21 protein-coding genes are annotated in these 21,075 nt (G+C 66.3%); 14 read left to right on the top strand and 7 right to left on the bottom strand.

The annotated features are described in order from the left end of the window. Positions 1-10 precede the first annotated feature (10 nt). Both IB268_RS00915 and IB268_RS00910 read left to right on the top strand, forming a co-directional pair. Positions 11-886, top strand: a complete 876-nt coding sequence (locus IB268_RS00915) for a carbohydrate ABC transporter permease (protein ID WP_054455593.1) — start codon at positions 11-13, stop codon at positions 884-886. Continuing rightward, positions 883-1,683 carry a carbohydrate ABC transporter permease gene (locus IB268_RS00910; protein ID WP_042795754.1) on the top strand — a complete coding sequence of 267 codons (801 nt, stop codon included), beginning with the start codon at positions 883-885 and terminating at the stop codon, positions 1,681-1,683. The genes IB268_RS00915 and IB268_RS00910 overlap by 4 nt, the downstream gene beginning before the upstream one ends. A 75-nt stretch (positions 1,684-1,758) precedes the next feature. On the opposite strand, the gene IB268_RS00905 is transcribed toward IB268_RS00910, so the two are convergent. Continuing rightward, positions 1,759-2,076: a hypothetical protein gene (locus IB268_RS00905; protein ID WP_054455595.1), complete on the bottom strand. Its 318-nt coding sequence runs from the start codon at positions 2,074-2,076 to the stop codon at positions 1,759-1,761. Between the two features lie 89 nt (positions 2,077-2,165). Continuing rightward, positions 2,166-2,513, bottom strand: a complete 348-nt coding sequence (locus IB268_RS00900) for a DUF1840 domain-containing protein (protein ID WP_054455597.1) — start codon at positions 2,511-2,513, stop codon at positions 2,166-2,168. Between the two features lie 321 nt (positions 2,514-2,834). Between IB268_RS00900 and argS the strand changes: the two genes are divergently transcribed. From argS to IB268_RS00875, 5 genes are all read left to right on the top strand, one after another. Beyond that, positions 2,835-4,517: an arginine--tRNA ligase gene (argS, locus tag IB268_RS00895; RefSeq protein ID WP_175181657.1), complete on the top strand. Its 1,683-nt coding sequence runs from the start codon at positions 2,835-2,837 to the stop codon at positions 4,515-4,517. A 9-nt stretch (positions 4,518-4,526) separates the two neighbouring features. Beyond that, complete coding sequence (locus IB268_RS00890) at positions 4,527-5,279, top strand: SPOR domain-containing protein (RefSeq protein WP_054455601.1); 753 nt, start codon at positions 4,527-4,529, stop codon at positions 5,277-5,279. A gap of 81 nt (positions 5,280-5,360) precedes the next feature. After that, complete coding sequence (locus IB268_RS00885) at positions 5,361-5,990, top strand: thiol:disulfide interchange protein DsbA/DsbL (protein ID WP_054455603.1); 630 nt, start codon at positions 5,361-5,363, stop codon at positions 5,988-5,990. A 136-nt stretch (positions 5,991-6,126) separates the two neighbouring features. Further along, entirely contained in the window at positions 6,127-7,338 is a 1,212-nt protein-coding gene (locus IB268_RS00880; RefSeq protein ID WP_119449842.1) for an ABC transporter substrate-binding protein, read from the top strand. Then, positions 7,317-8,294 (top strand): alpha/beta fold hydrolase, encoded by a 978-nt coding sequence (locus IB268_RS00875; RefSeq protein WP_192353700.1) that lies wholly within the window; start codon positions 7,317-7,319, stop codon positions 8,292-8,294. The genes IB268_RS00880 and IB268_RS00875 overlap by 22 nt, the downstream gene beginning before the upstream one ends. Positions 8,295-8,315: 21 nt before the next feature. Here the strand turns inward: IB268_RS00875 and metC are convergent, their stop codons facing one another. Further along, positions 8,316-9,509: a cystathionine beta-lyase gene (metC, locus tag IB268_RS00870; RefSeq protein ID WP_370540001.1), complete on the bottom strand. Its 1,194-nt coding sequence runs from the start codon at positions 9,507-9,509 to the stop codon at positions 8,316-8,318. 82 nt (positions 9,510-9,591) lie between these two features. After that, positions 9,592-10,317, bottom strand: coding sequence for a nitroreductase (locus IB268_RS00865; protein ID WP_054455609.1), 726 nt, complete (start codon positions 10,315-10,317; stop codon positions 9,592-9,594). A 134-nt stretch (positions 10,318-10,451) separates the two neighbouring features. On the opposite strand from IB268_RS00865, the gene IB268_RS00860 reads away from it, so the two are divergent. Next, complete coding sequence (locus IB268_RS00860; RefSeq protein ID WP_054455611.1) at positions 10,452-11,078, top strand: LysE family translocator; 627 nt, start codon at positions 10,452-10,454, stop codon at positions 11,076-11,078. A 182-nt stretch (positions 11,079-11,260) separates the two neighbouring features. Continuing rightward, positions 11,261-12,289 carry a tripartite tricarboxylate transporter substrate binding protein gene (locus IB268_RS00855; protein ID WP_192353699.1) on the top strand — a complete coding sequence of 343 codons (1,029 nt, stop codon included), beginning with the start codon at positions 11,261-11,263 and terminating at the stop codon, positions 12,287-12,289. An 8-nt stretch (positions 12,290-12,297) separates the two neighbouring features. On the opposite strand, the gene IB268_RS00850 is transcribed toward IB268_RS00855, so the two are convergent. Next, entirely contained in the window at positions 12,298-13,365 is a 1,068-nt protein-coding gene (locus IB268_RS00850) for an MBL fold metallo-hydrolase (RefSeq protein WP_192353698.1), read from the bottom strand. Between the two features lie 72 nt (positions 13,366-13,437). On the opposite strand from IB268_RS00850, the gene IB268_RS00845 reads away from it, so the two are divergent. Together IB268_RS00845 and IB268_RS00840 are read left to right on the top strand one after the other, a co-directional pair. Beyond that, positions 13,438-13,818, top strand: a complete 381-nt coding sequence (locus IB268_RS00845) for a MerR family DNA-binding transcriptional regulator (RefSeq protein WP_054455614.1) — start codon at positions 13,438-13,440, stop codon at positions 13,816-13,818. Between the two features lie 10 nt (positions 13,819-13,828). Next, positions 13,829-14,161 carry a YnfA family protein gene (locus IB268_RS00840; RefSeq protein ID WP_054455615.1) on the top strand — a complete coding sequence of 111 codons (333 nt, stop codon included), beginning with the start codon at positions 13,829-13,831 and terminating at the stop codon, positions 14,159-14,161. Positions 14,162-14,259: 98 nt separating this feature from the next. Here the strand turns inward: IB268_RS00840 and IB268_RS00835 are convergent, their stop codons facing one another. Both IB268_RS00835 and IB268_RS00830 read right to left on the bottom strand, forming a co-directional pair. Next, complete coding sequence (locus IB268_RS00835; protein ID WP_192352912.1) at positions 14,260-15,231, bottom strand: tripartite tricarboxylate transporter substrate binding protein; 972 nt, start codon at positions 15,229-15,231, stop codon at positions 14,260-14,262. A 58-nt stretch (positions 15,232-15,289) separates the two neighbouring features. Continuing rightward, positions 15,290-16,465 carry a M20 aminoacylase family protein gene (locus IB268_RS00830; protein WP_192353697.1) on the bottom strand — a complete coding sequence of 392 codons (1,176 nt, stop codon included), beginning with the start codon at positions 16,463-16,465 and terminating at the stop codon, positions 15,290-15,292. Positions 16,466-16,711: 246 nt separating this feature from the next. Between IB268_RS00830 and IB268_RS00825 the strand changes: the two genes are divergently transcribed. Genes IB268_RS00825 through IB268_RS00815 form a run of 3 tightly spaced genes read left to right on the top strand, consistent with a single transcriptional unit; the run spans position 16,712 to position 20,975 of the window. Then, complete coding sequence (locus IB268_RS00825) at positions 16,712-17,890, top strand: isovaleryl-CoA dehydrogenase (protein WP_125471016.1); 1,179 nt, start codon at positions 16,712-16,714, stop codon at positions 17,888-17,890. 11 nt (positions 17,891-17,901) lie between these two features. Next, positions 17,902-19,758: a bifunctional isocitrate dehydrogenase kinase/phosphatase gene (gene aceK / locus IB268_RS00820; RefSeq protein WP_054455624.1), complete on the top strand. Its 1,857-nt coding sequence runs from the start codon at positions 17,902-17,904 to the stop codon at positions 19,756-19,758. 35 nt (positions 19,759-19,793) lie between these two features. After that, entirely contained in the window at positions 19,794-20,975 is a 1,182-nt protein-coding gene (locus IB268_RS00815) for an acetyl-CoA C-acetyltransferase (RefSeq protein ID WP_192353696.1), read from the top strand. The last annotated feature ends 100 nt before the right edge of the window (positions 20,976-21,075 follow it).

The following is a 21,075-nucleotide window of genomic DNA, read 5'->3' as shown; positions in this document are numbered from 1 at the left end:
GACAAGCACGATGAGCCGCTCTTTAAACGCGCTTTATGGCTGGCTGCTGTTGCTGCCAGCCATCGTGCTGCTCGCCGCCTTCACGCACTACCCGGCGGTGGCGACGCTATGGCACAGCTTTTTCTCCACCCCCAAGGGCGCGCGCCCCGCGCGCTTCGTGGGGCTGGACAATTACGCCGTCATGCTCGACGACCCGGTGTTCTGGCAGTCGCTGTGGAACAACCTGTGGTTCGCGCTGGGCACCATCCCCACGTCCATCGGCATCGCGCTGATCATGGCGCTATGGGTCAACCGCAACCTGAGCGGTCGCGGTTTCCTGCGCATGGCCTACTTCACGCCCACGGTGCTGCCCATGGTCGCGGTGGCCAACATCTGGCTGTTCTTCTACACGCCGCAGTACGGGCTGATCGCCCAGGTGATGCAGCTGTTCGGCTCGCCAGGCCCCAACTGGCTGGGCAACCGCGAGACCGCGCTGCCCGCGCTGATGCTGGTGACGGTCTGGAAGGAGTCCGGCTTCTTCATGATCTTCTACCTGGCCGCCCTGCAGACAGTATCGCCGTCGCTGCGCGAGGCCGCGATGCTGGAAGGCGCGTCGCGCTGGCAGTACTTCCGCCGCATCCTGTGGCCGCTGCTGATGCCCACCACCCTCTTCGTGCTGATCAATGCCCTGATCAACGCGTTCCGGCTGGTGGACCACGTGGTGGTCATGACGCGCGGTGGACCGGATAACGCCAGCACGCTGCTGCTGTACTACATCTACCAGGTGGGTTTCAGTTTCTGGGACACGGCTTACGCCGCCACGCTGACCGTCGTGTTGCTGGTGGTGCTGGCGCTGACTGCGCTGGTCAAGTTCCGCTGGCTGGACCGCAGGACGCACTATCAATGAAAGACAAGCTCGATACCCTGGGCGCCTGGGCGCTCGGCCTGCTGTGGATCCTGCCCCTGGCCTATGCCATGTGGGCGGCGTTCCATCCGCCCGCCTACGCAACCCGCTTCGACCTGTTCGCCCCGCTGACGCTGGACAACTTCGTGCGCGCCTGGCACGCGGCGCCGTTCCCGCGTTACTTCCTCAACACCTTCCTGCTGGTCACCATGGTGCTGGCGGCGCAACTGGTGCTGTCGACGCTGGCCGGCTACGCCTTCGCGCGCTTCGAGTTCCGCGGCCGTGATTTCGTCTTCATGCTGGTGCTGCTGCAGCTGATGATCATGCCGGACGTGCTGCTGGTGGAAAACTACCGCTCCATGAGCCAGCTGGGCATCCGCGACACGGTGTTCGCCATCGGCCTGCCTTACTTTGCATCCGCCTTCGGCATCTTCCTGCTGCGCCAGACCTTCAAGACGGTGCCTCGGGAACTGGAAGAAGCCGCGCGCATGGAAGGCGCCAACGCGCTTCAGGTGCTTTGGAAGGTTTATGTGCCGCTGGCCAAGCCGATCTACGTGGCCTACGGGCTGGTATCGGTCAGCCACCACTGGAACAACTTCCTGTGGCCGCTGATCATCACCAACTCGGTCGAATCGCGGCCGCTAACGGTGGGTCTGCAGGTGTTCTCGTCCACCGACCAGGGCATCGACTGGTCGGTCATCACGGCCGCCACGCTGATGTCGGCGGCGCCGCTCCTGATCGCCTTCCTGCTGTTCCAACGGCAGTTCGTGCAATCTTTCATGCGGGCTGGCATCCGCTAGTCCCGCCTGCGGGACCGGCTCAAATGAAAACTGCCCCTACGGGGGCAGTTTTGCTTGAGGATGAGGCCGGGTCGCTCAGTAACCTACCGTCAGCCCCGGCAAATCCACCGTGATGCGCGGGCGTTCCAGCGCCAGCGCCAGGTGCTCCGCGAACTCGCGAGCCTCTTTTTCGTCGGTGGACAGGGTGTCGTAGCCCAGCGCGTCGGCCACGCCCAGCACCTTGTCCAGCAGCAGGACCTTGCCGCTGGGACGCAGCGGTTCGCAACCCAGCGTTTCCCAGGCGCTGTCGAACCAGTCGCGCGCATCGCTCTGGCGCTGCGGCGAGGGCTCGACGCTGGCCGAGAGGTCAAGCGAACGGCGGGAGTCGAAAACGATGGTGATGTCGCTGCGCATGTCAGGGTTCCTTGGGGTGGCGTCAGGCGAGTAGGGTAGGCAAAAAACGCCGGGCAGATTGTCCGCCCGGCGACATTGGGCTCGCCGGCTTACCAGCCGCGCGACACCTCCCAGGTGACTTCGGCGTTTGCCGCCAAGGACTGGCGCATCATGTCCAGCAGGGGAAAGGCGCGTTCCTTCAGGCCCACCATGCGGGCCATGGGCGAGGCCGGGGCCTTGTCCTCGTCTTCTTCCTCGGAGCCGTCATGGGCGCTCTGGTATTCGTCGATCGCGCGTTCGATGCCGCTGATGGCCGGCCCCAGCTGCTCGACGGTGAAAACGCCGCGCTCCGGGATCTTGTCCTTGAAGGACTTGCCGGCCGCCAGCAGCAGCGCGCCGGCATGGTCGGTCAGCATCAGAACCTCGGCCACGACCTTGGAATGAAAGGTGATCAGCATATTCCAGTCTCCCACATTGATTACTTACATACACTACCGCAACACCAGGGGGCTGCCAACTGGCCCGGGGCAGCAGGCCCGATGGACCGGCCCCATCCGTCCCCCCGGACCTGCCGCCGCCGCGTCCGCGCCCCTGGCGCAGGCCGGTCCGATGGCCAAATCAAGCTATGATTCAGGAGATTCCCGTGACAGCGGGACCTGACGCGGCCATGAATCCGGCGCGCGCGGTCCGCCCGGCTACGCCGCCCCTGTCCGCTCCGCCCGACAGGTCCGGCCTGTGCGGGCGCGTCCGTCACTAACTCAGAACTTCTCCAGACGCCCATGCTCCTCGAGCAACAAAAACAGCTTATCTCCCTGATCCAGGCCGCCGTCGCGCAAAGCCTGCCCGACGCCGTGGCAAATGTGCTGCTGGAGCGCCCCAAGGTCGCCGCCCACGGCGACGTCGCCACCAACGTGGCCATGCAGCTGGCCAAGCCGGCCCGCCGCAACCCGCGCGAACTGGCCCAGGCCATCGTCGACGCCCTGATGGCGCAACCCGGCGCCGCCAGCCTGATCGAGTCCGCTGAAATCGCCGGCCCCGGCTTCATCAACCTGCGCATCACCGCCGCCGCACGCCAGGCCGTCATCGCCGCCGTGGCCGAGCAGGGCGCCGCCTTCGGCCGCGCGCCGCGCAACGGCGAGAAGATCCTGGTCGAATTCGTGTCGGCCAACCCCACCGGCCCGCTGCACGTGGGCCATGCCCGCCAGGCCGCACTGGGCGATGCCATCTGCCGCCTGTATGACGCCATCGGCTGGGACGTCACCCGCGAGTTCTATTACAACGATGCCGGCAACCAGATCCAGAACCTGGCCATCAGCGTGCAGGCCCGCGCCCGCGGTCTGACGACCGATTCCCCCGAGTGGCCCGCCGACGGCTACAAGGGCGACTACATCGCCGACATCGCGCGCGACTTCCAGGCCGGCGCGACCGTCCACTCCGATGGCGTGGACGTCACCGCCACGGGCAACGTCGACAACCTGGACGACATCCGCGTCTTCGCCGTGGCCTATCTGCGCCGCGAACAGGACCTGGACCTGCAGGCCTTCGGCCTGGCATTCGACAATTACTACCTGGAAAGCTCGCTCTACACCTCCGGCCGCGTCGAAGCGACCGTCAAGGCGCTGATCGCCGGCGGCCACACCTACGAGGAAGGTGGCGCGCTTTGGCTGCGCACCACCGAACTGGGCACGGGTGACGACAAAGACCGCGTCATGCGCAAAAGCGAAGGCGGCTACACCTACTTCGTGCCGGACGTGGCCTACCACAAGGCCAAATGGGAGCGGGGCTTCCATCGCGCCGTAAACATCCAAGGCAGCGACCACCACGGCACCGTGGCGCGCGTGCGCGCCGGCCTGCAGGCGCTGGAAGAGGGCATTCCCAAGGAGTACCCGGCCTACGTGCTGCACAAGATGGTCAAGGTCATGCGCGGCGGCGAAGAGGTCAAGATCTCCAAGCGCGCCGGCAGCTACGTGACCATGCGCGACCTGATCGACTGGGTGGGCCGCGACGCGGTGCGCTACTTCCTGATCCAGCGCCGCGCCGACACGGAATTCGTGTTCGACGTGGACCTGGCGCTGTCCAAGAGCGACGAGAACCCCGTTTATTACATCCAGTACGCGCACGCCCGCATCTGCTCGGTCATCAACAACGCCGCCATGCCGGCCGCCGACGTGGCCCAGGCCGACGCGGCGCTGCTGACCGCGCCGACCGAATTCGCGCTGATGCAGCGCCTGGCCGAATTCCCCAACGTGGTGGCGCTGGCGGCGCAGGAACTGTCGCCGCACCACATCGCCTTCTGGCTGCGCGACTGCGCCTCGGATTTCCACGCCTGGTACAACGCCGAGCGCGTGCTGGTCGACGACACGGCCCTGAAGCTGGCCCGCCTGCGCCTGGCCTCGACCACGCGCCAGGTGCTGGCCAACGGGCTGGAGCTGATGGGCGTATCGGCGCCCGAGCGGATGTAACATCGGTTCATGGCAACCAAGCGCAAAACCACCCGCCGTTCCTCCGGCGAAAGCGGCAGCACCCTGTACGGCGCGCTGGCCGGCTTGCTCATCGGCCTGATCGTAGCCGCCGTCGTCGCCTTCTACGTCACCAAGGCGCCAGTGCCCTTCGTCGACCGGGCCAGCCGCCAGGGCGACAACGGCAAGCTGCCGGACCCGCGCCAGGCGCCGGACCCCAACGCCGGCCTGTACGGCCGCGACGGCGGCGCCGGCACCCCTTCCACCGGCCCGACGGCCACGGCGCCCGCGCCGCTGCCTGGGGCCGGCACGGGTCAGGCCAGCGGACCCGCCGCCTCCAAGGGCGATGACACCCCCGCCAAGCTGGACGACCTGGGCGCGCTGATCGCCACCCTGCCTACGTCCAAGGCGCCCGCCGCGGCTTCGGCCGCGCCGTCCGCCGCCCCCAGCCAGGCGCCCACGCCTATCTCCAAGGCCGCCCCCGCCGCTGCGCCCGCGCCGGCTCCCAAGCCGGCCGCCACCGCCTCCGCGGCCAACGGCACGTATTACCTGCAGGCTGGCGCCTTCCGGGGCGAGAACGACGCGGAGTCCCTCAAGGCCCGCATCATCCTGCTGGGCCTGCCGGTGGCGGTGCAAAAGGCCGAAGTGAACGGCAAGCCCATCAATCGGGTCAGGGTGGGGCCCTTTGCCCGCCTGGACGACATGAACCGGGCGCGCGGCCGCCTGGGCGAGAACAAGATCGAAACCGCGGTGGTGCGCCAGTAATGTGGGCCGCCGCGCACGCAAGCATTGAACTTATCCGGCCCCGGGCCTGTCTGTAACTTTTTACTCAGGAACCTCTCATCCATGCTGTCCCCCAAGATAATCCGCATCCTGGCCGCGGCCGCGCTGACCGCCACGGCATTCTTCAGCCCGGCAAGCCACGCGCAAGGTACGCAGCAGTCCATCGCCATCAATCCGCCGCTGCCGTCGGACACCCCGGGCAAGATCGAGGTCCTGGAATTCTTCGCCTACACCTGCCCGCACTGCGCCGCCATGGAGCCCATGGTTGAAGACTGGGCCAAGACCGCGCCGCCGGACGTGGTGCTCAAGCAGGTTCCGATCGCGTTCAACGCCGGCATGAAGCCGTTGCAGCAGCTCTATTACACGCTGCTCGCCCTGGACCGCCCGGATCTGCACCCCAAGGTCTTTGCCGCCATCCACGGCGAGCACAAGCGCCTGTTCGACAAGAAGGCGATGGGCGAATGGATCGCCACGCAGGGCGTGGACCGCGAGAAGTTCGACTCGGTCTTCGATTCGTTCAGCGTGCAGACGCAGGTGCAGCGCGCCACCCAGCTGGCCGACGCCTACCGCATCGACGGCACTCCGTCGTTCGCCGTCGGCGGCAAGTTCATGACCTCGCCGGTAATGGCGGGCAACAGCTACGAAGGCGCGCTGAAGGAAGTGACCCGCTTGATCCCGCTGGCGCGCAACTGATACTTTCCAGCCGGAATCCCGAACGCCCCGAGCCTGCCGGCCGGGGCGTTTTTCTTTGCGGTTCCCGCCCGAGCCCGCGCTACACTTTCCGCACAACAAATCGCCGCAACAGCGGCACACAATGGGTGGAAGACAAATGAAGCAGCGATTCCCGCGCAAACGCGCGATGCTGGGCCTGTGCCTGGCGCTGGCCGCCGGCCTGGCGCAAGCCAACGAAACCGACGGCGTGAAGATCGGCGTACTCACGGACATGGCGGGCGTCACCGCCGACGCCACCGGCCGCGGCTCGGTCGAAGCCGCCCGCCTGGCCATCGAGGAAATGGGCGGCACCCTGCTGGGCAAGCCGATTTCGCTGGTCTCGGGCGACCACCAGCACCGGCCCGACATCGGCAGCGGCATGGCGCGCAAGTGGTACGACACCGACGGCGTGGACGTGATCGTGGACGTGCCCAACTCGTCGGTCGCGCTGGCGGTGCAGGGCATCGCGCGCGACAAGAAGAAACTGGTGCTGTTCTCCAGTCCTGGCACCACCGCGCTGACCCAGGCGCAGTGCTCGCCCTACGGCGTGCAATGGACCTACACCACCTACGCGTTGTCGCGCGGCACCGCGACCGCCGTGGTCAACGAGGGCAACAAGCGCTGGTTCATCCTGGCGTCCGACTACGCCTTTGGCAAGCAGCTGGCGGCCGACACCGAGGCCGTGGTCAAGGCCAACGGCGGCGAGGTCGTCGGCACCGTCTACCACCCGCTGAACGCGTCGGACTTCGCATCCTTCCTGTTGCAGGCGCAGGCCTCCAAGGCGCAGATCATCGCCATCGCCAACGCGGGCGGCGACACCATCTCGGCCATCAAGCAGGCCGCGGAATTCGGCATCGGCGGCGCGCAGCAGCTGGCGGCCATGCTGCTGCTGATCACCGACGTGCACAGCCTGGGCCTGCAAGCCGCGCAGAAAACCTACCTGACCGTGCCGTCCTACTGGGACATGAACGACGGCACGCGCGCCTTCGCCAAGAAGTTCGAGGCCCGCGTGGGGCGTCCGCCCACCTTCCTGCAGGCAGGCGTCTACGGCTCGGTGCGCCATTACCTGCAAGCCGTGAAGGCGGCAGGCACGGTGGACGCCGATGCCGTCATGGCAAAGATGAAATCGCTGCCCATCGACGACCCGTTCAGCCTGAACGCGCGCATCCGCGAAGACGGCCTGGTGGTGCGCGACATGATGCTGGCACAGGTCAAGACGCCGGCGCAGTCCAAGGCGCCCTGGGACTACTACAACATCGTGCGCAACATTCCTGGCGCGGCGCTGGCCTGGCCCTTGTCGGAAAGCCAATGTCCTCTGGTCAAGCCATGACGCAAGCGCCGCCCGAGGCAGTGGCCCTGGCCGACTTCGGCAGCTTCTACGCGGGCGGGCGGCAGGTGCGTATCGACGGCCTGCCGCAGCGCGAGATCGCCTTCACGCAGAGCGCATCGCTGGCGTATGACCCCAACGGCCTGTATCACTTCGAGCAGGCCTACGTGCAGTACTTCATCCCGGCGCGCCTGGCGCATCCGCTGCCCATCGTGCTGCTGCATGGCGGTGGCATGACGGGCGCGATGTGGGAGCAGACGCCCGACGGCAGGCCCGGCTGGATGCAGCACTTTCTGCGGCAGGGACATGCGGTGTACGTCGTGGACAACGTCGAGCGTGGCCGCGCAGGCTGGGCCCCGTTCACACAGGTTTGGCCCGAGCCGCCCATCATCCGCAATGCCGAGGAAAGCTGGACGCTGTTCCGCTTTGGCCGCGCCGAAGACTACGCGGCGCGACGCGCGTTCGAAGGGCAGCGCTTTCCGGTCGCCGCGTTCGACGAATTCATCCGCCACGCGGTACCGCGCTGGCTGGGCAATAACGATGCGGCCCTACGGGGATTCTGCGCGGTGCTCGACCGCGTCGGACCGTGCCTGGTGATGGCGCACAGCCAGGGCGGCGAAGTCGCCTACCGCGCGTTGCATGCGCGGCCGGACCTGGTGCGCGGCGTCATCGGCATCGAACCCTCGGGCTACTCGTCCGAGGTGACGGCCCAAGCCGTGGCGGACAAGCCCTTTCTGTTCGTCTATGGCGACTACCTGGACGCGACGCCGCTATGGGAAAAGCTGTGCGCCACCGGCCAGGCCTATGCCGATGAGCTGGCGCGCCAAGGCGCCCGCGTACAAACCTGGCGCCTGGCCGACATGGGCATTGCCGGCAATTCGCACATGCCCATGATGGACGACAACAGCGACGACATCGCCGCGCGCATCGGCGCGTGGATACGTAGCGCGGCCGCCTGAGGCCGCCGCGCCTTGCGTCGTTCAGCCCTGGACGGCCGCGGCTTTTTCCAGCGCCTGGGTCAGGTCGGCAATGATGTCGTCCGGCGATTCCAGGCCGATATGCAGCCGCACCAGGGCGTTGTCGCCTTCGCCCCAGTAGCGGTGCTTGGCCAGGTCCTTGCCCGACACCAGCTGCACCAGGCTTTCGTAGCCTCCCCAGGAAAAACCGATGCCGAAAAGCGTCAGTGAATCCACGAACACGCGCGCCGCCGCCGGCGACAGGCGCAGCTCGACGGACAGCATGCCATTGGAGCCGGTGCAATCGCGCTGCCACAGGGCGTGGCCGGGATCCTGCGGCCAGGCCGGGTGGAACAGGCGCACGGTCTCGGGACGGCTCTTGAAGAACTCGCACACCTGCATGGCATGGCGCGCATGCTGGGCCATGCGGATGGGCATGGTGCGCACGCCGCGCAAGGCCAGCCAGGCGTCGTCAGCGCTGATCGAATAGCCCATGGCGTACTGCGTGCGGTTGAGCTTGCGGGCTATCTGTTCGTCATTGGTGACGACGGCGCCCAGCATCAGGTCCGAATGCCCGCCCACGTACTTGGTGCCGGCGATGACAGACACCTGCGCGCCCAGCGTCAGCGGACGGTAGATGTAGCCCGAACCCCAGGTGTTGTCGGTGGCCAGCACCAGCCCGTGGCTCTGCGCGAAAGCGGCCATGGCGCCCATGTCCAGCATCTCGAACAACAGCGATCCCGGCGACTCCACGTACAGCAGCTTGGTGTTGGGACGCACCAGCGCTTCGAGATCCTCGCCAGCCGCGAAGTAGGTGATCTCGATGTTCATGCGCTTGAGCACCGCGTCGTCGAGTTCGCGCATCGGACCATAGACGCAGTCCGAGATCAGTGCGTGGTCGCCGGCCGAGCACAGAGCCATCATGACCATGGTCATCGCCGACAGGCCCGAGGACGCCAGGTAGCAATGCGTACCGCCTTCGAGCTGGGTGAAGACTTCTTCCAGCGCCGCATGCGTGTCCATGCCCATGCGCCCGTAGGTGGAGGCGCGGCCGCCTGCCGCCTTGTCGCGCTGGGCCTTTTCAAGCGCGGCGAGGTTCTCGAAGCGCACCGTGCTGGCCCGCATCGGCGGCAGGGGCACCGGCGCCGTGCCGGTTTCAGGGTTGAACGGGGCGGTGCCTGCGTGCTGCAGAAGCGTATCGATGTGTTTGGTGGGCATCTTCAGTGGACTGCTTGCGTATGGACAGGGGCGGAATAAAAGCGATCAGGATGAACCATATCAGGCCAGGCGCAGCCTGTCCCTATTCGCCGATCCAGGTAACGGTTTCGGATTGCGGGGCGCGGCTGGTGCGATAGCTGTTGGCGGGGTGCGCCGTGTCGGCATAACCGAAGGAAATGCCGCAGACCACGCGGCGGTCCGCGGCGATGCCGAGTTCCTCGCGCAGCACTTCCGGGTACATGGCCAGGGATGCCTGGGCGACGGTCGCCACGCCATTGGCCTGGGCCGCCAGCAGGAAATTGGCCACATAGCCGCCGCAATCCATCGCGCCGTATTCGCCCAGCGCCTCGTCGGTGGTGATGATGGCCACGTGCGGCGCGTCGAACAGCTGGAAATTGCGCATTTCCTGGCGGCGGTATGCCTCGCGGTCGCCGCGCGCCACGCCGACCGCGCCATACAGCTGGAAGCCTGATTCGCGCCGACGGGCCAGGTACTCGCCCTGATACTCGCGCGGAAACGGAAAATCCGGCGTAAAGCCAGACTGTTCCGCGCGGCGTTGCAGCGCGTCGCGCAAGCGTTCCGTACCCGCGCCTTCCGTGATCGTCACCTGCCAGGGCTGGCAGTTGCACCAGGACGCGGCGCGCTGCGCCAGATCCAGGATGCGCTCGATGGTGCCGCGCCCGACCGGTTCGGGCAGGAAGGCGCGGCAGCTGTGGCGCGCATGCAGCCACGCCTCGAGCGCGGCATCGGGGCGTGCGTCGGCGGCCTGCAAGGGCTGCGGGGAATGCGGCATGGCGGATGGTGGCATGGCGGTTGTCTCTCCTGATCGGGTCGCACACGCCCCGCCAGGGACGCATGCGGCATGCATGATGGGCACGTCTTTCCCTTTATGATGCCACTTCCGGCCTTCCGAAGCCGGTCGAACCGTTCCAGGCGAACCCCATGCTGCCCATCGACACCCTGATCGCATTCTTCGGCATTGCCGTCCTGCTGGCCCTGACTCCAGGGCCGGACAACCTGTTCGTGCTGATGCAATCCGCCATCTGGGGACGCAAGGCCGGCATGTTCGTGGTGCTGGGGCTGTGCACGGGGCTGCTGGGGCATACGGCCGCCGTGGCCGTTGGGCTGGCGGCCGTGTTCGCGGCCTCGCCCATGGCCTTCACCGTGCTGAAGCTTGCGGGCGCCGCCTACCTGGCCTATCTGGCATGGCAGATCCTGCGCGCGCCGGTCGAACCCGAGGACGGCAAGCGCCCCGAACCCATGAAGCCCGGTGCGCTGTATCGCCGCGGCATCGTGATGAACCTGACCAATCCCAAGGTCCTGCTGTTCTTCTTCGCCTTCCTGCCGCAGTTCACCTCACCGGCGCTGGGCCGCGTGGGCTTGCAGACCATGCAGCTGGGCGCGGTGTTCATGGTGTCCACGCTGCTGGTGTTCGGCGCCATCGCGTTCTTCTCGGGCGCGTTCGGGGAACTGCTGCAGCGTTCGGTGACGGCCAAGCGCTGGTTGAACCGGATCGCCGCGCTGGTGTTTGTCGGGTTGGCCGTGCGGCTGGCGACCGCCTCGCGTTGAAGAGGCGGCGAAAACCCTTCCCGACCCACCTGCGCTGCGCGCGCCCTGTGTATTTCCCATATGTACATGCGGAATTTGCAGTTTGCGGACCGGCGCCCACAGTCCAAGATTGCCGCACCGCCCCAACACAGGCCTAGGCATGGACGCCGATAGCCACCTCTTGCGGCGCAAGGAGAGTGGTCATGCATCAAGACAAACATTTGTACTGGAAATACGCCAGCCAAGCGCTGGCGGCGGTTGCCAGACGGATCGGATTGCTTGCCGCCGCGCTGGCCATCCTGCCCTTGTCCGCGCGCGCTCAGACCGACTATCCGTCAAAGCCCTTGCATCTGGTCGTGCCTTACCAGGTCGGCGGGCAGGTCGACACCATCGCGCGCGCGCTTGCCGAAGGCTTGGGCAAGCGGCTCGGCCAACCTGTGCTCGTGGAGAACAAGCCTGGCGCGAGCGGCATCATCGCGACCAATTACGTCGCCAAATCAGCCCCGGACGGCTACACCTTGCTATTGACGCTAGCCTCGCCGATCACCGCCAACCTGGCGCTCTTCAAGAAGCTGCCGTACGATCCGCGTACCGAGTTGCGGCCCATCTCAGATATCGTCAAGAGTACGGGAGTGATCGTGATAAACAGTGCGCTCCCCATCAAGAACATCGATGAGCTGATAGGGTATGCAAGAAAGGAGCCTGGCGCGCTTCGAATGGGATCGTGGGGACCGGGCTCCACGCCGCACCTCATTCAGCACTACATGAACAAGACCTACGGCATCGACATCCTGAACGTGCCGTACAAGGGCGAACTGCCGATCATGACGGCCTTGCTTGGCGGTCAGATCGACATTGCCCTGGGTTCCGTGTTCACGCTCAAGCAGCCCCTCGCCGCCGGCAAGATACGAGCCCTCGCAGTACTTGGCAGAAAGCGCGTCAACAGTCTGCCGGACGTCCCAAGCATGGCCGAGTCAGGCTACGACGATGAGGCTTATCGAGCCATTACGCCGACGACGCTGCTGGCCCCCGCCCAAACGCCTGCGTACATCGTCGAACGCCTGGGTCGCGAGATCAGCACCACGGTGCAGAGCCCCGAGGTCCGCGAGCGGCTGCTCGCGATGGACCTGGAACCGATCGGCAACCTGCCCCACGAAGCCGAGGCCGAGTATCAGACTTATCTTCCGATCGTCCTCAAGCTGACCGCCGACACAGGTGTGACGCTGGACTGAGACGGCGCTCAGGCAGCCGAAAACCGCATGATGCCGTCCGCGCCCAGCGCGCGCTTGAGCTTCCCTTCGAAATACAGTGCATGCAGGTGCGCCAGCGCTTCGCCCATGGCGAAGGTCAGCTGGTGCAGGTCGAGCTTGCGCTTGAACAGCACCGGCACGATGTCGGTGGTCGATTGCGGCTGGACCGCACAGGCTTCCAGCACTTCCGCCAAGCGGTCGCGATGGTGTTCGTGCTGTTGCGCGATGCGCTCGTGCAGACCCTTGAAAGGCCGGCCGTGCGAAGGCAGCACCAGCGTGTCGTCGGGCAGATCGGCGTAGCCGTCCAGCGAACGCAGGTACAGAGGCAGGGGATTGGCGTCGGGCTCGTAGTCGAACACGCTGACGTTGGTGGATATGCGCGGCAGCACCATGTCGCCGGAGATCAGCACGCGCAGGTCGGCGGAATACAGCGACGCGTGTTCAGGCGCGTGGCCATAGCCCACGATGACGCGCCAGTCGCGCCCGCCGATGCGCACCGCGTCGCCATGCAGGATGCGGGTGTAGCGCGCGGGCACGGCCGGCACCAGGTTGGGGTAGTAATTGGCGCGCTGGCGGATCTGCTCCTGCGCGTCGAGGTCAGTCAGGCCATGGCGCGCGAAGTGGTCCACCGCCGATTGGCCGCCCGGGCCGCCGCCGGCTTCGCCGCGGCGCGACGACCACAGCGAGGCCACCATGAAGTCCGTCATCGTCATCCACAGGGGCGCATTCCAGCGTTCGCACAACCAGTGCGCCAGGCCGATGTGGTCGGGATGCATGTGGGTGACGATCACGCGCAGCACCGGCAGGCCTTCGAGTTCGGTCTCGAATACCCGTTCCCACAGCGTCTTCACTTCATCGCGGGTGATGCCGCAGTCGACGATGGTCCAGCCGTCGCGGCCGTCGATGTTGTCGCGCAGCAGCCAGAGGTTGATATGATCCAGCGCGAACGGCAGAGGCATCCTGATCCACTTGACCCCATCCGCCACCACGTGCGAACGGCCGGCTTCGGGCTGGAAATCGGCCCAGGGGTACTGCAGTTTCTGTTCGTTCGGATTCATTGCCTCTCCTCCACGCTTGACGATTGGGTCAAGTCATCATAATTTACGTTTACGTAAACTGCCACACGCCGCATGTCCCCGTCAACCTGGACCATCTCTGAACTCTCGCGCGAGTTCGACGTCACGCCCCGCACGATCCGCTTCTATGAAGACCAGGGGATCGTCAGCCCGGCGCGCGAAGGACGCAACCGCATCTTCGGGCCGCGCGACCGCACACGCCTGAAGCTGGCCCTGCGCGGCAAGCGCCTGGGCCTGCAATTGTCCGAGATCCTGACCTTGATCGACATGTACGACGGGCCGGGCGACACCGCGGTTCAGCTGCGCCAGTACCTGAGCGTGCTGGAACAGCACCGCTCCACGCTGGAACAACAGCGCCGCGACATCGAGGATACCCTGCGCGAGATCGCGCAGCAGGAACAGCAATGCCGCGAGCTGCTCGCGCAAAAGCCCTAGCGGGACGCGCATGGGCGCCCTGCAAACCCTCGCGCTGTTCATCCTGACGGCGCTGGCCGAGATCGTCGGCTGCTATCTGCCTTATCTTTGGCTGCGCAAAGGCCATTCCATCTGGCTGCTCGCGCCGGCGGCCGCCAGCCTGGCGCTGTTCGCCTGGCTGCTGACGCTGCACCCCACGGCTTCGGGCCGCGTCTACGCGGCATATGGCGGCGTCTATATCGGCATGGCGCTGCTGTGGCTGTGGGCCGTGGACGGCGTGCGGCCCAGCATGAGCGACTGGCTGGGCGTGGGGCTGTGCCTGGCCGGAATGATGGTGATCATGTTCGGGCCGCGCAGCGCGTAGGCTGCGGCAAGCCTCTCGAAGCGTCCGCGGTCTTGGGCCGGCTCAAAAAAAAGCGCGCCTAACCCCCAGGGGTCGCGCGCTTTTTTGCCAGGCAGAGCTTATTCGGCCTTGATGTTGCCTTCCTTGATGACTCGCGCGTTGTTCGCGAATTCCGCCTGCACCTGCTTGGCGAAGGCCTCGCCCGTGGCGGTGCCCGGTTGCAGGTAGGACTTGGCCAACAGGTCCTGGAATTCGGCGCTGGCCACCGCCTTGGCCAAGGCGGCCTGCAGCGGCTGCGCGACGGCCGGCGGCAGATTGGCCGGCGCGAACACGCCGAAGTTCGAGTAGTACTGCGCCTGCGGCATCTTCAGTTCCGCCATGGTGGGCACGTCCGGCCATGCGGCCAGGCGCTCGGGCGCCATCACGGCCAGCGGCTTGAGCGCACCGCTGGCGACGTGCGGCAGCACCACGTCGCTATTGACCACCAGCAGCTCGACCACGCCGCCCAGGCCGTCGGTCAGCGCCTGGCTGTTGCCGCGGTAAGGCACGTGCAGCATCTTGGTGCCGGTCTGCGCCGTGACGGCCGACATGCCGATGTGGGCCACGGTGCCCTGGCCCGGCGTGCCGTAGCGCACGCCGTCGGGATGCGACTTGGCGTAGTCGATCAAGCCGGCGAAGTCCTTCACCGGCAGCGCCTTGGTGGCGACGATGGCAACGGGCGCTACCGCCACGCTGGCCACGGGCGTCAGGTCCTTCATCGGGTCATAGTTGGTCTTGGCCAGATGCGGGAAGATCGTCAGCGGGCTGGTGGAAGCCAGCAGCAGCGTGGTGCCGTCCGGCTGTGCGCGCGCCACGAAGTCGGTGCCGACGGAAGCGCCCGCACCCGGCTTGTTCTCGACGATGACGGTTATGTTGCTTTCCTTGCGCAGGACGTCGCCCAGGCGGCGTCCGATCGCATCGGCGCTGCCGCCGGCGGTGTAGGGCACGACCAGCGTCACGGGCTTGGCCGGCCAGTTCTGCGCCATGGCGCCGCTGGCCATGATTGCCAAGGCCGCCCCCGCGGCCTTGATCAGCAATGTCTTCTTTTTCATATCGTCCTGGTAATGTTGCGTGGCACTGCGTCAGATAAAACGAAAGGCGTGAAGCACATCAGGCCAGATAGCGTTGCGCCAGGCGTACCCAGTACGACGCGCCAGCCGGAATCAGGGAGTCATTGAAGTCGTAGCTGGCGTTGTGCAGCATGCAGGGACCCAGGCCGTGGCCGGCCATGCGGTGCTCGCCGTCGCCGTTGCCCAGGAACACGTAGCAGCCGGGCTTTTCCTGCAGCAGGAAGGCGAAATCTTCCGAGGCCATGGCCGGCTCGATCACCATTGCCTTGTCCTCGCCCACGACCTCGCGGATGACTTCCATGCAGAACTCGGTTTCAGCCACGGTGTTCACCAGCGCCGGATAGCGGCGCTCGAAGAACACGTCGGCCTCGCAGCCGTGCGCGGCGGCGATGTTGCCGGCGATCTCGTTCATGCGGCGTTCAATCAGGTCGACCACCGCCGTGCTGTAAGCGCGTACCGAGCCACCCAGCCAGGCGCTGTTGGGGATGACGTTGATCACGCTGCCGCCGGCCTGCACCTGGGTGATCGACAGCACGGCGGCGTCCAGCGGACGCTTGCTGCGCGTGAGGATGGTCTGCAACGACTGGCCGATGGCGAACAGCGCCGGCACCGGATCGCTGCAGTCCTGCGGCGCGGCCGCATGGCCGCCCTTGCCGCGCACGGTGATCTTGAAACCGTTGGCGGCCGCCATCATCGGACCGGAACAGACGCCGATGGATCCGGCGGGCAGCCCCGGCCAGTTGTGCAGGCCGAACACGGCTTCGCAGGGGAAGCGCTCGAACAGGCCGTCCTGGATCATGGCCCGGCCGCCCGCGCCGCCTTCCTCGGCCGGCTGGAAGCACAGGTACACGGTGCCGTCGAAGCCGCCTTCGGCCTGCAGATGGCGCGCGGCGGCCAGCAGCATGGCGGTGTGGCCGTCGTGGCCGCAGCCGTGCATCTTGCCGTCGTGGCGCGAGCGGTGTTCGAACTGGTTCTCTTCCTGCATGGGCAGGGCGTCCATGTCGGCGCGCAGCATGATGGCGCGATCCGACGTGCCGCGCTTGATCACGCCGACCACCCCGGTCTTGGCGATGCCGGTGTGGGTCTCGATGCCCCAGCCGCGCAGCGTGTCCGCCACCACTTTGGCCGTGCGATGCTCTTCGTAGCAAAGCTCCGGATGCATGTGGATGTCGCGCCGCAGCGCCACAATTTCGTCCAGGTTGGATAGTTCGAGCACGGCAGACTCCATCGCAATGATTCAGGATTCAAGGATCGGCTGGCATCTTACTCAGCGCAACTCCCTGGGCAGGGCTGAATTACCTAGGGATAACCCGACTCCAATTTACGTTTACGTAAACGTAATATTTGCAGTGCATCATTGCGCGGCGATGGCCGATCGGCGCATCATGAGCCACGCGCGGCAAGCTGGCGCCGGACACGGGCGCCCACAAAATAGTAAGTACCTACTATCACGGAGACAGCGATGAACCTTCCCGGCCTGAACTTCGACCTGGGCGAAGATCTGGACATGCTGCGCGACGCGGTGCGTAATTTCGCACTGGCCGAGATCGCGCCGCGCGCCGCAGAAGTCGACCGCAGCGACCAGTTCCCCATGGACCTCTGGCGCAAATTCGGCGAACTCGGCGTGCTGGGCATGACGGCCGACGAGGAATATGGCGGCGCCAACATGGGCTATCTGGCCCATATGGTCGTGATGGAGGAAATCTCCCGCGCCAGCGCCTCCATCGGCCTGTCCTACGGCGCGCACTCCAATCTGTGCGTCAACCAGATCAACCGCAACGGCACAGCCGCCCAGAAAGCCAGGTACCTGCCCAAGCTGATTTCTGGCGAACACGTGGGCGCCCTGGCCATGAGCGAGCCGGGCGCCGGTTCCGACGTGGTCAGCATGAAGCTGCGCGCCGACAAGAAGGGCGACCGCTACGTGCTGAACGGCACCAAGATGTGGATCACCAACGGCCCGGACGCCGACACCCTGGTGGTCTACGCCAAGACCGATCCCGAAGCGCACCAGCGCGGCATCACCGCCTTTCTGGTGGAAAAGGGCTTCAAGGGCTTTTCCGTGGCGCAGAAGCTGGACAAGCTGGGCATGCGCGGCAGCCATACCGGCGAACTGGTGTTCCAGGACTGCGAAATCCCGGAAGAGAACGTGCTGGGCCAGGTCAACGGCGGCGTCAAGGTGCTGATGAGCGGCCTGGACTATGAACGCGCGGTGCTGTCCGGCGGCCCGGTGGGCATCATGCAGGCCGTGATGGACGTGGTCGTCCCCTATATCCATGACCGCAAGCAGTTCGGCCAGGCCATCGGCGAATTCCAGCTGATCCAGGGCAAGGTCGCGGACCTGTACACCACGCTGCAGGCCAGCCGCGCCTTCTGCTACCAGGTCGGCAAGAATCTGGACCGCCTGGGCGCCGAGCACGTGCGCCAGGTGCGCAAGGACTGCGCCGCGCTGATCCTGTACACCGCCGAGAAAGCCACCTGGATGGCGGGCGAGGGCGTGCAGATCCTGGGCGGCAACGGCTACATCAACGAATACCCGGTGGGCCGCCTGTGGCGCGACGCCAAGCTGTACGAAATCGGCGCCGGCACCAGCGAAATCCGCCGCATGCTGATCGGCCGCGAACTGTTCAACGAAACCGCCTGAGCGACGCCGCCATGATCCGCATGTCCGACGTCCAGCACATCGAGCAGGCGCCCGCTCCGGGCCCCTCGCCGCTGGACGTCGCACGGCTGATCCTGGCGGGCTTCGACCGCCATTACGCGCTGTTCCGCTACAGCGCCCAGCGCGCCAAGGCGCTGTTCGAATCCGGCGACTGGCACGGCATCCAGCGCCTGTCGCGCGAGCGCATCGAGTACTACGACATGCGGGTGCGCGAATGCGCCACCCAACTGGAAGGCGTGCTGCGCGGCCGCCCCGAAGGCGCGGTGGGCGCCAACGGTAGCGCAGCACCCAACCTGAGCGACGAGCAGACCGCGTTCTGGCAGCAGATCAAACAGGAATTCGTGGGCCTGCTGGGCGACCACCGCCAGCCCGAATGCGCCGAGACGTTTTTCAACTCGGTGTCCTGCCGCATCCTGCACCGCGATTATTTCCACAACGCCTTCCTGTTCGTCCGCCCGGCCATCGCCACCGACTACCTGGACAGCAGCATCCCCTCGTACCGGGTGTATTACCCCGCCACCGACGGGCTGGAAAAAAGCCTGATCCGCATGGTGGCGGACTTCGGGCTGGCGCTGCCCTTCGAAGACTTGCCCCGCGACACCCGGTTGCTGGCGCGCGCCGCGGTCAAGCAGTTGCGCGCGATACTGCCGCGCCACGTCGGCCGCCGCATCGCCAGCGACTGCCAGATCCACGCGCTGGGCTCGCTGTTCTTCCGCAACAAGGGCGCCTACATCGTCGGCCGCCTGATCAACCAGGGCACGGTGTATCCCTTTGCGGTGGCGCTGATGCGCAACCCGGCAGGCCAGGTCGTGCTGGACGCGCTGCTGCTGGGCGCCGACGACCTGAGCACGCTGTTCAGCTTCACTCGCGCCTATTTCCTGGTGGACATGGAAACGCCGGCCGCGGTGGTGAATTTCCTGTCCAGCCTGCTGCCACGCAAGCCCAAGGCCGAGCTCTACACCATGATCGGCCTGCAGAAGCAGGGCAAGACGCTGTTCTACCGCGACTTCCTGCACCACCTGGCCCATTCGCGCGACGCCTTCGACATCGCCCCCGGCATCAAGGGCATGGTGATGTGCGTGTTCACGCTGCCGTCCTATCCCTACGTGTTCAAGCTCATCAAGGACCGCATCGACAAGGACGGCATGGACCATGCCACCGTGCGCCGCAAGTACCAGATGGTGAAGCTGCACGATCGCGTCGGCCGCATGGCCGACACCTGGGAATACTCACAGGTGGCGCTGCCGCGCGCGCGCTTTGCACCCGCGCTGCTGGAAGAATTGCGCCGGCTGGTGCCCAGCCTGATAGAGGAAACCGGCGACACGGTGGTCATCCGCCATGTCTACATCGAACGGCGCATGACCCCGCTGAACATCTACCTGCGCCAGGCGTCGGATGCGCTGCTGGACCCGGCCGTGCGCGAATACGGGGACGCCATCCGCCAACTGGCGGCGGCCAATATTTTCCCCGGGGACATGCTCTACAAGAACTTCGGCGTCACGCGCCTGGGCCGGGTCGTTTTCTACGATTACGACGAAATCCAGCGCATGACAGAAATGAATTTCCGGCGCATTCCGCCCGCCCCCAACGAAGAGGCGGAGCTGGCGTCCGAACCCTGGTATGCCATCGGTCCGAATGATGTCTTTCCCGAAGAATTCGGACGCTTTCTGCTAGGCGACCCGCGCGTGCGCGGCGCCTTCATGCGTCACCATTCCGACCTGCTGGAACCGGAGTGGTGGCAGGCCTGCCGCGCCCATGTGGCGCAGGGCCGGATTGAAGAATTTTTCCCTTACGATACGGACAGACGCCTGCGTCCGGAACGCCCTACGGGCGAACCCGCGGCCTCGTAACCCCAGAGCTGTCCCGACCCTCACAGGAGCTAGCCATGTCAGATCCCATCGTCATCGTTTCCGTCGCCCGCACGCCCATGGGCGGCATGCTGGGCGCCTTGTCCGGCCTGGCCGCGCACGAGCTGGGCTCGATCGCCATCAAGGCCGCCGTCGAACGCGCCGGCATCAAGCCCGAGCAAGTCGAAGAAGTCATCATGGGCAACGTGCTGCAGGCCGGCCAGGGCCAGGCCCCGGCGCGCCAGGCAGCGCTGGGCGCCGGCCTGCCGCTGGGCGTGGCTTGCACCACCATCCACAAGGTCTGCGGTTCGGGCCTGAAGGCCGCCATGTTCGGCCATGACCTGCTGGCCGCGGGCAGCGCCAACATCGTGGTCGCCGGCGGCCAGGAAAGCATGAGCAACGCGCCCTACCTGCTGCTCAAGGGCCGCCAGGGCTACCGCTACGGCCACAACACCGTGTATGACCACATGGCGCTGGACGGCCTGGAAGACGCCTACGACAAGGGCAAGGCCATGGGCGTGTTCGCCGAGGACTGCGCCGCCAAGTATTCCTTCACCCGCGAACAGCAGGACGCGTTCTCGCTGGAATCTCTGCGCCGCGCCCGCGCCGCGTCGGAAGACGGCAGCTTCAAGTGGGAAATCGCCCCCGTGACCGTCGCCGGCCGCAAGGGCGACACCGTGATCGACACCGACGAAGCCCCCACCAAGGCCATGCCGGAAAAGATCCCCACCCTCAAGCCCGCCTTCAAGAAGGACGGCACCGTCACGGCCGCCAACTCCTCGTCGATCTCCGACGGCGCCGCCGCCATGGTGCTGATGCGCGCCTCCACCGCCGAAAAGCTGGGCGTGAAGCCCCTGGCCCGCATCGTCGCCCACAGCCAGCACTCGCAAGAGCCGAACTGGTTCACCACCGCTCCCGTGGGCGCGCTGAAGAACCTGTTCGCCAAGACCGGCTGGAAGGCCGAGGACGTGGACCTCTACGAAATCAACGAAGCCTTCGCGGTGGTCACCATGGCCGCCATGGCCGACTTCAAGCTGCCGCACGAGAAGGTCAACGTCCACGGCGGCGCCACCGCCCTGGGCCACCCGATCGGCGCGTCCGGCGCCCGCCTGATGGCCACCCTGGTCGGCGCGCTGCGCAAGACCGGCGGCAAGCGCGGCGTGGCCACGCTGTGCATCGGCGGCGGCGAAGCCGTCGCCATGGCGATCGAGATGATCTGACGCAACGCCGGGAGGCCTCGGCCTCCCGGCTTTACGACGGATTCCGCTGCGCCTTTCTTGCATGGCGTCGTAGCGCGACGGGTCGGTCGCGCGCCGTGCA

Origin of the sequence: Achromobacter sp. ACM01, from assembly GCF_014851745.1 — a bacterium.
Classification (GTDB): Bacteria; Pseudomonadota; Gammaproteobacteria; order Burkholderiales; family Burkholderiaceae_B; genus Achromobacter; species Achromobacter aegrifaciens.
The sequence above is the reverse complement of the archived record's forward strand: the minus strand, read 5'-3'. Positions and strand labels throughout refer to the sequence as shown.

What these genes read in the sequence shown, in the direction of transcription:
- IB268_RS00915 (WP_054455593.1), top strand. Translation starts at nt 11, where the DNA reads ATGAGCCGCTCTTTAAACGCGCTTTATGGCTGGCTGCTGTTGCTGCCA.
- IB268_RS00910 (WP_042795754.1), top strand. Translation starts at nt 883, where the DNA reads ATGAAAGACAAGCTCGATACCCTGGGCGCCTGGGCGCTCGGCCTGCTG.
- IB268_RS00905 (WP_054455595.1), bottom strand. Translation starts at nt 2,076, where the DNA reads ATGCGCAGCGACATCACCATCGTTTTCGACTCCCGCCGTTCGCTTGAC.
- IB268_RS00900 (WP_054455597.1), bottom strand. Translation starts at nt 2,513, where the DNA reads ATGCTGATCACCTTTCATTCCAAGGTCGTGGCCGAGGTTCTGATGCTG.
- argS (WP_175181657.1), top strand. Translation starts at nt 2,835, where the DNA reads ATGCTCCTCGAGCAACAAAAACAGCTTATCTCCCTGATCCAGGCCGCC.
- IB268_RS00890 (WP_054455601.1), top strand. Translation starts at nt 4,527, where the DNA reads ATGGCAACCAAGCGCAAAACCACCCGCCGTTCCTCCGGCGAAAGCGGC.
- IB268_RS00885 (WP_054455603.1), top strand. Translation starts at nt 5,361, where the DNA reads ATGCTGTCCCCCAAGATAATCCGCATCCTGGCCGCGGCCGCGCTGACC.
- IB268_RS00880 (WP_119449842.1), top strand. Translation starts at nt 6,127, where the DNA reads ATGAAGCAGCGATTCCCGCGCAAACGCGCGATGCTGGGCCTGTGCCTG.
- IB268_RS00875 (WP_192353700.1), top strand. Translation starts at nt 7,317, where the DNA reads ATGTCCTCTGGTCAAGCCATGACGCAAGCGCCGCCCGAGGCAGTGGCC.
- metC (WP_370540001.1), bottom strand. Translation starts at nt 9,509, where the DNA reads ATGCCCACCAAACACATCGATACGCTTCTGCAGCACGCAGGCACCGCC.
- IB268_RS00865 (WP_054455609.1), bottom strand. Translation starts at nt 10,317, where the DNA reads ATGCCACCATCCGCCATGCCGCATTCCCCGCAGCCCTTGCAGGCCGCC.
- IB268_RS00860 (WP_054455611.1), top strand. Translation starts at nt 10,452, where the DNA reads ATGCTGCCCATCGACACCCTGATCGCATTCTTCGGCATTGCCGTCCTG.
- IB268_RS00855 (WP_192353699.1), top strand. Translation starts at nt 11,261, where the DNA reads ATGCATCAAGACAAACATTTGTACTGGAAATACGCCAGCCAAGCGCTG.
- IB268_RS00850 (WP_192353698.1), bottom strand. Translation starts at nt 13,365, where the DNA reads ATGAATCCGAACGAACAGAAACTGCAGTACCCCTGGGCCGATTTCCAG.
- IB268_RS00845 (WP_054455614.1), top strand. Translation starts at nt 13,438, where the DNA reads ATGTCCCCGTCAACCTGGACCATCTCTGAACTCTCGCGCGAGTTCGAC.
- IB268_RS00840 (WP_054455615.1), top strand. Translation starts at nt 13,829, where the DNA reads ATGGGCGCCCTGCAAACCCTCGCGCTGTTCATCCTGACGGCGCTGGCC.
- IB268_RS00835 (WP_192352912.1), bottom strand. Translation starts at nt 15,231, where the DNA reads ATGAAAAAGAAGACATTGCTGATCAAGGCCGCGGGGGCGGCCTTGGCA.
- IB268_RS00825 (WP_125471016.1), top strand. Translation starts at nt 16,712, where the DNA reads ATGAACCTTCCCGGCCTGAACTTCGACCTGGGCGAAGATCTGGACATG.
- aceK (WP_054455624.1), top strand. Translation starts at nt 17,902, where the DNA reads ATGATCCGCATGTCCGACGTCCAGCACATCGAGCAGGCGCCCGCTCCG.
- IB268_RS00815 (WP_192353696.1), top strand. Translation starts at nt 19,794, where the DNA reads ATGTCAGATCCCATCGTCATCGTTTCCGTCGCCCGCACGCCCATGGGC.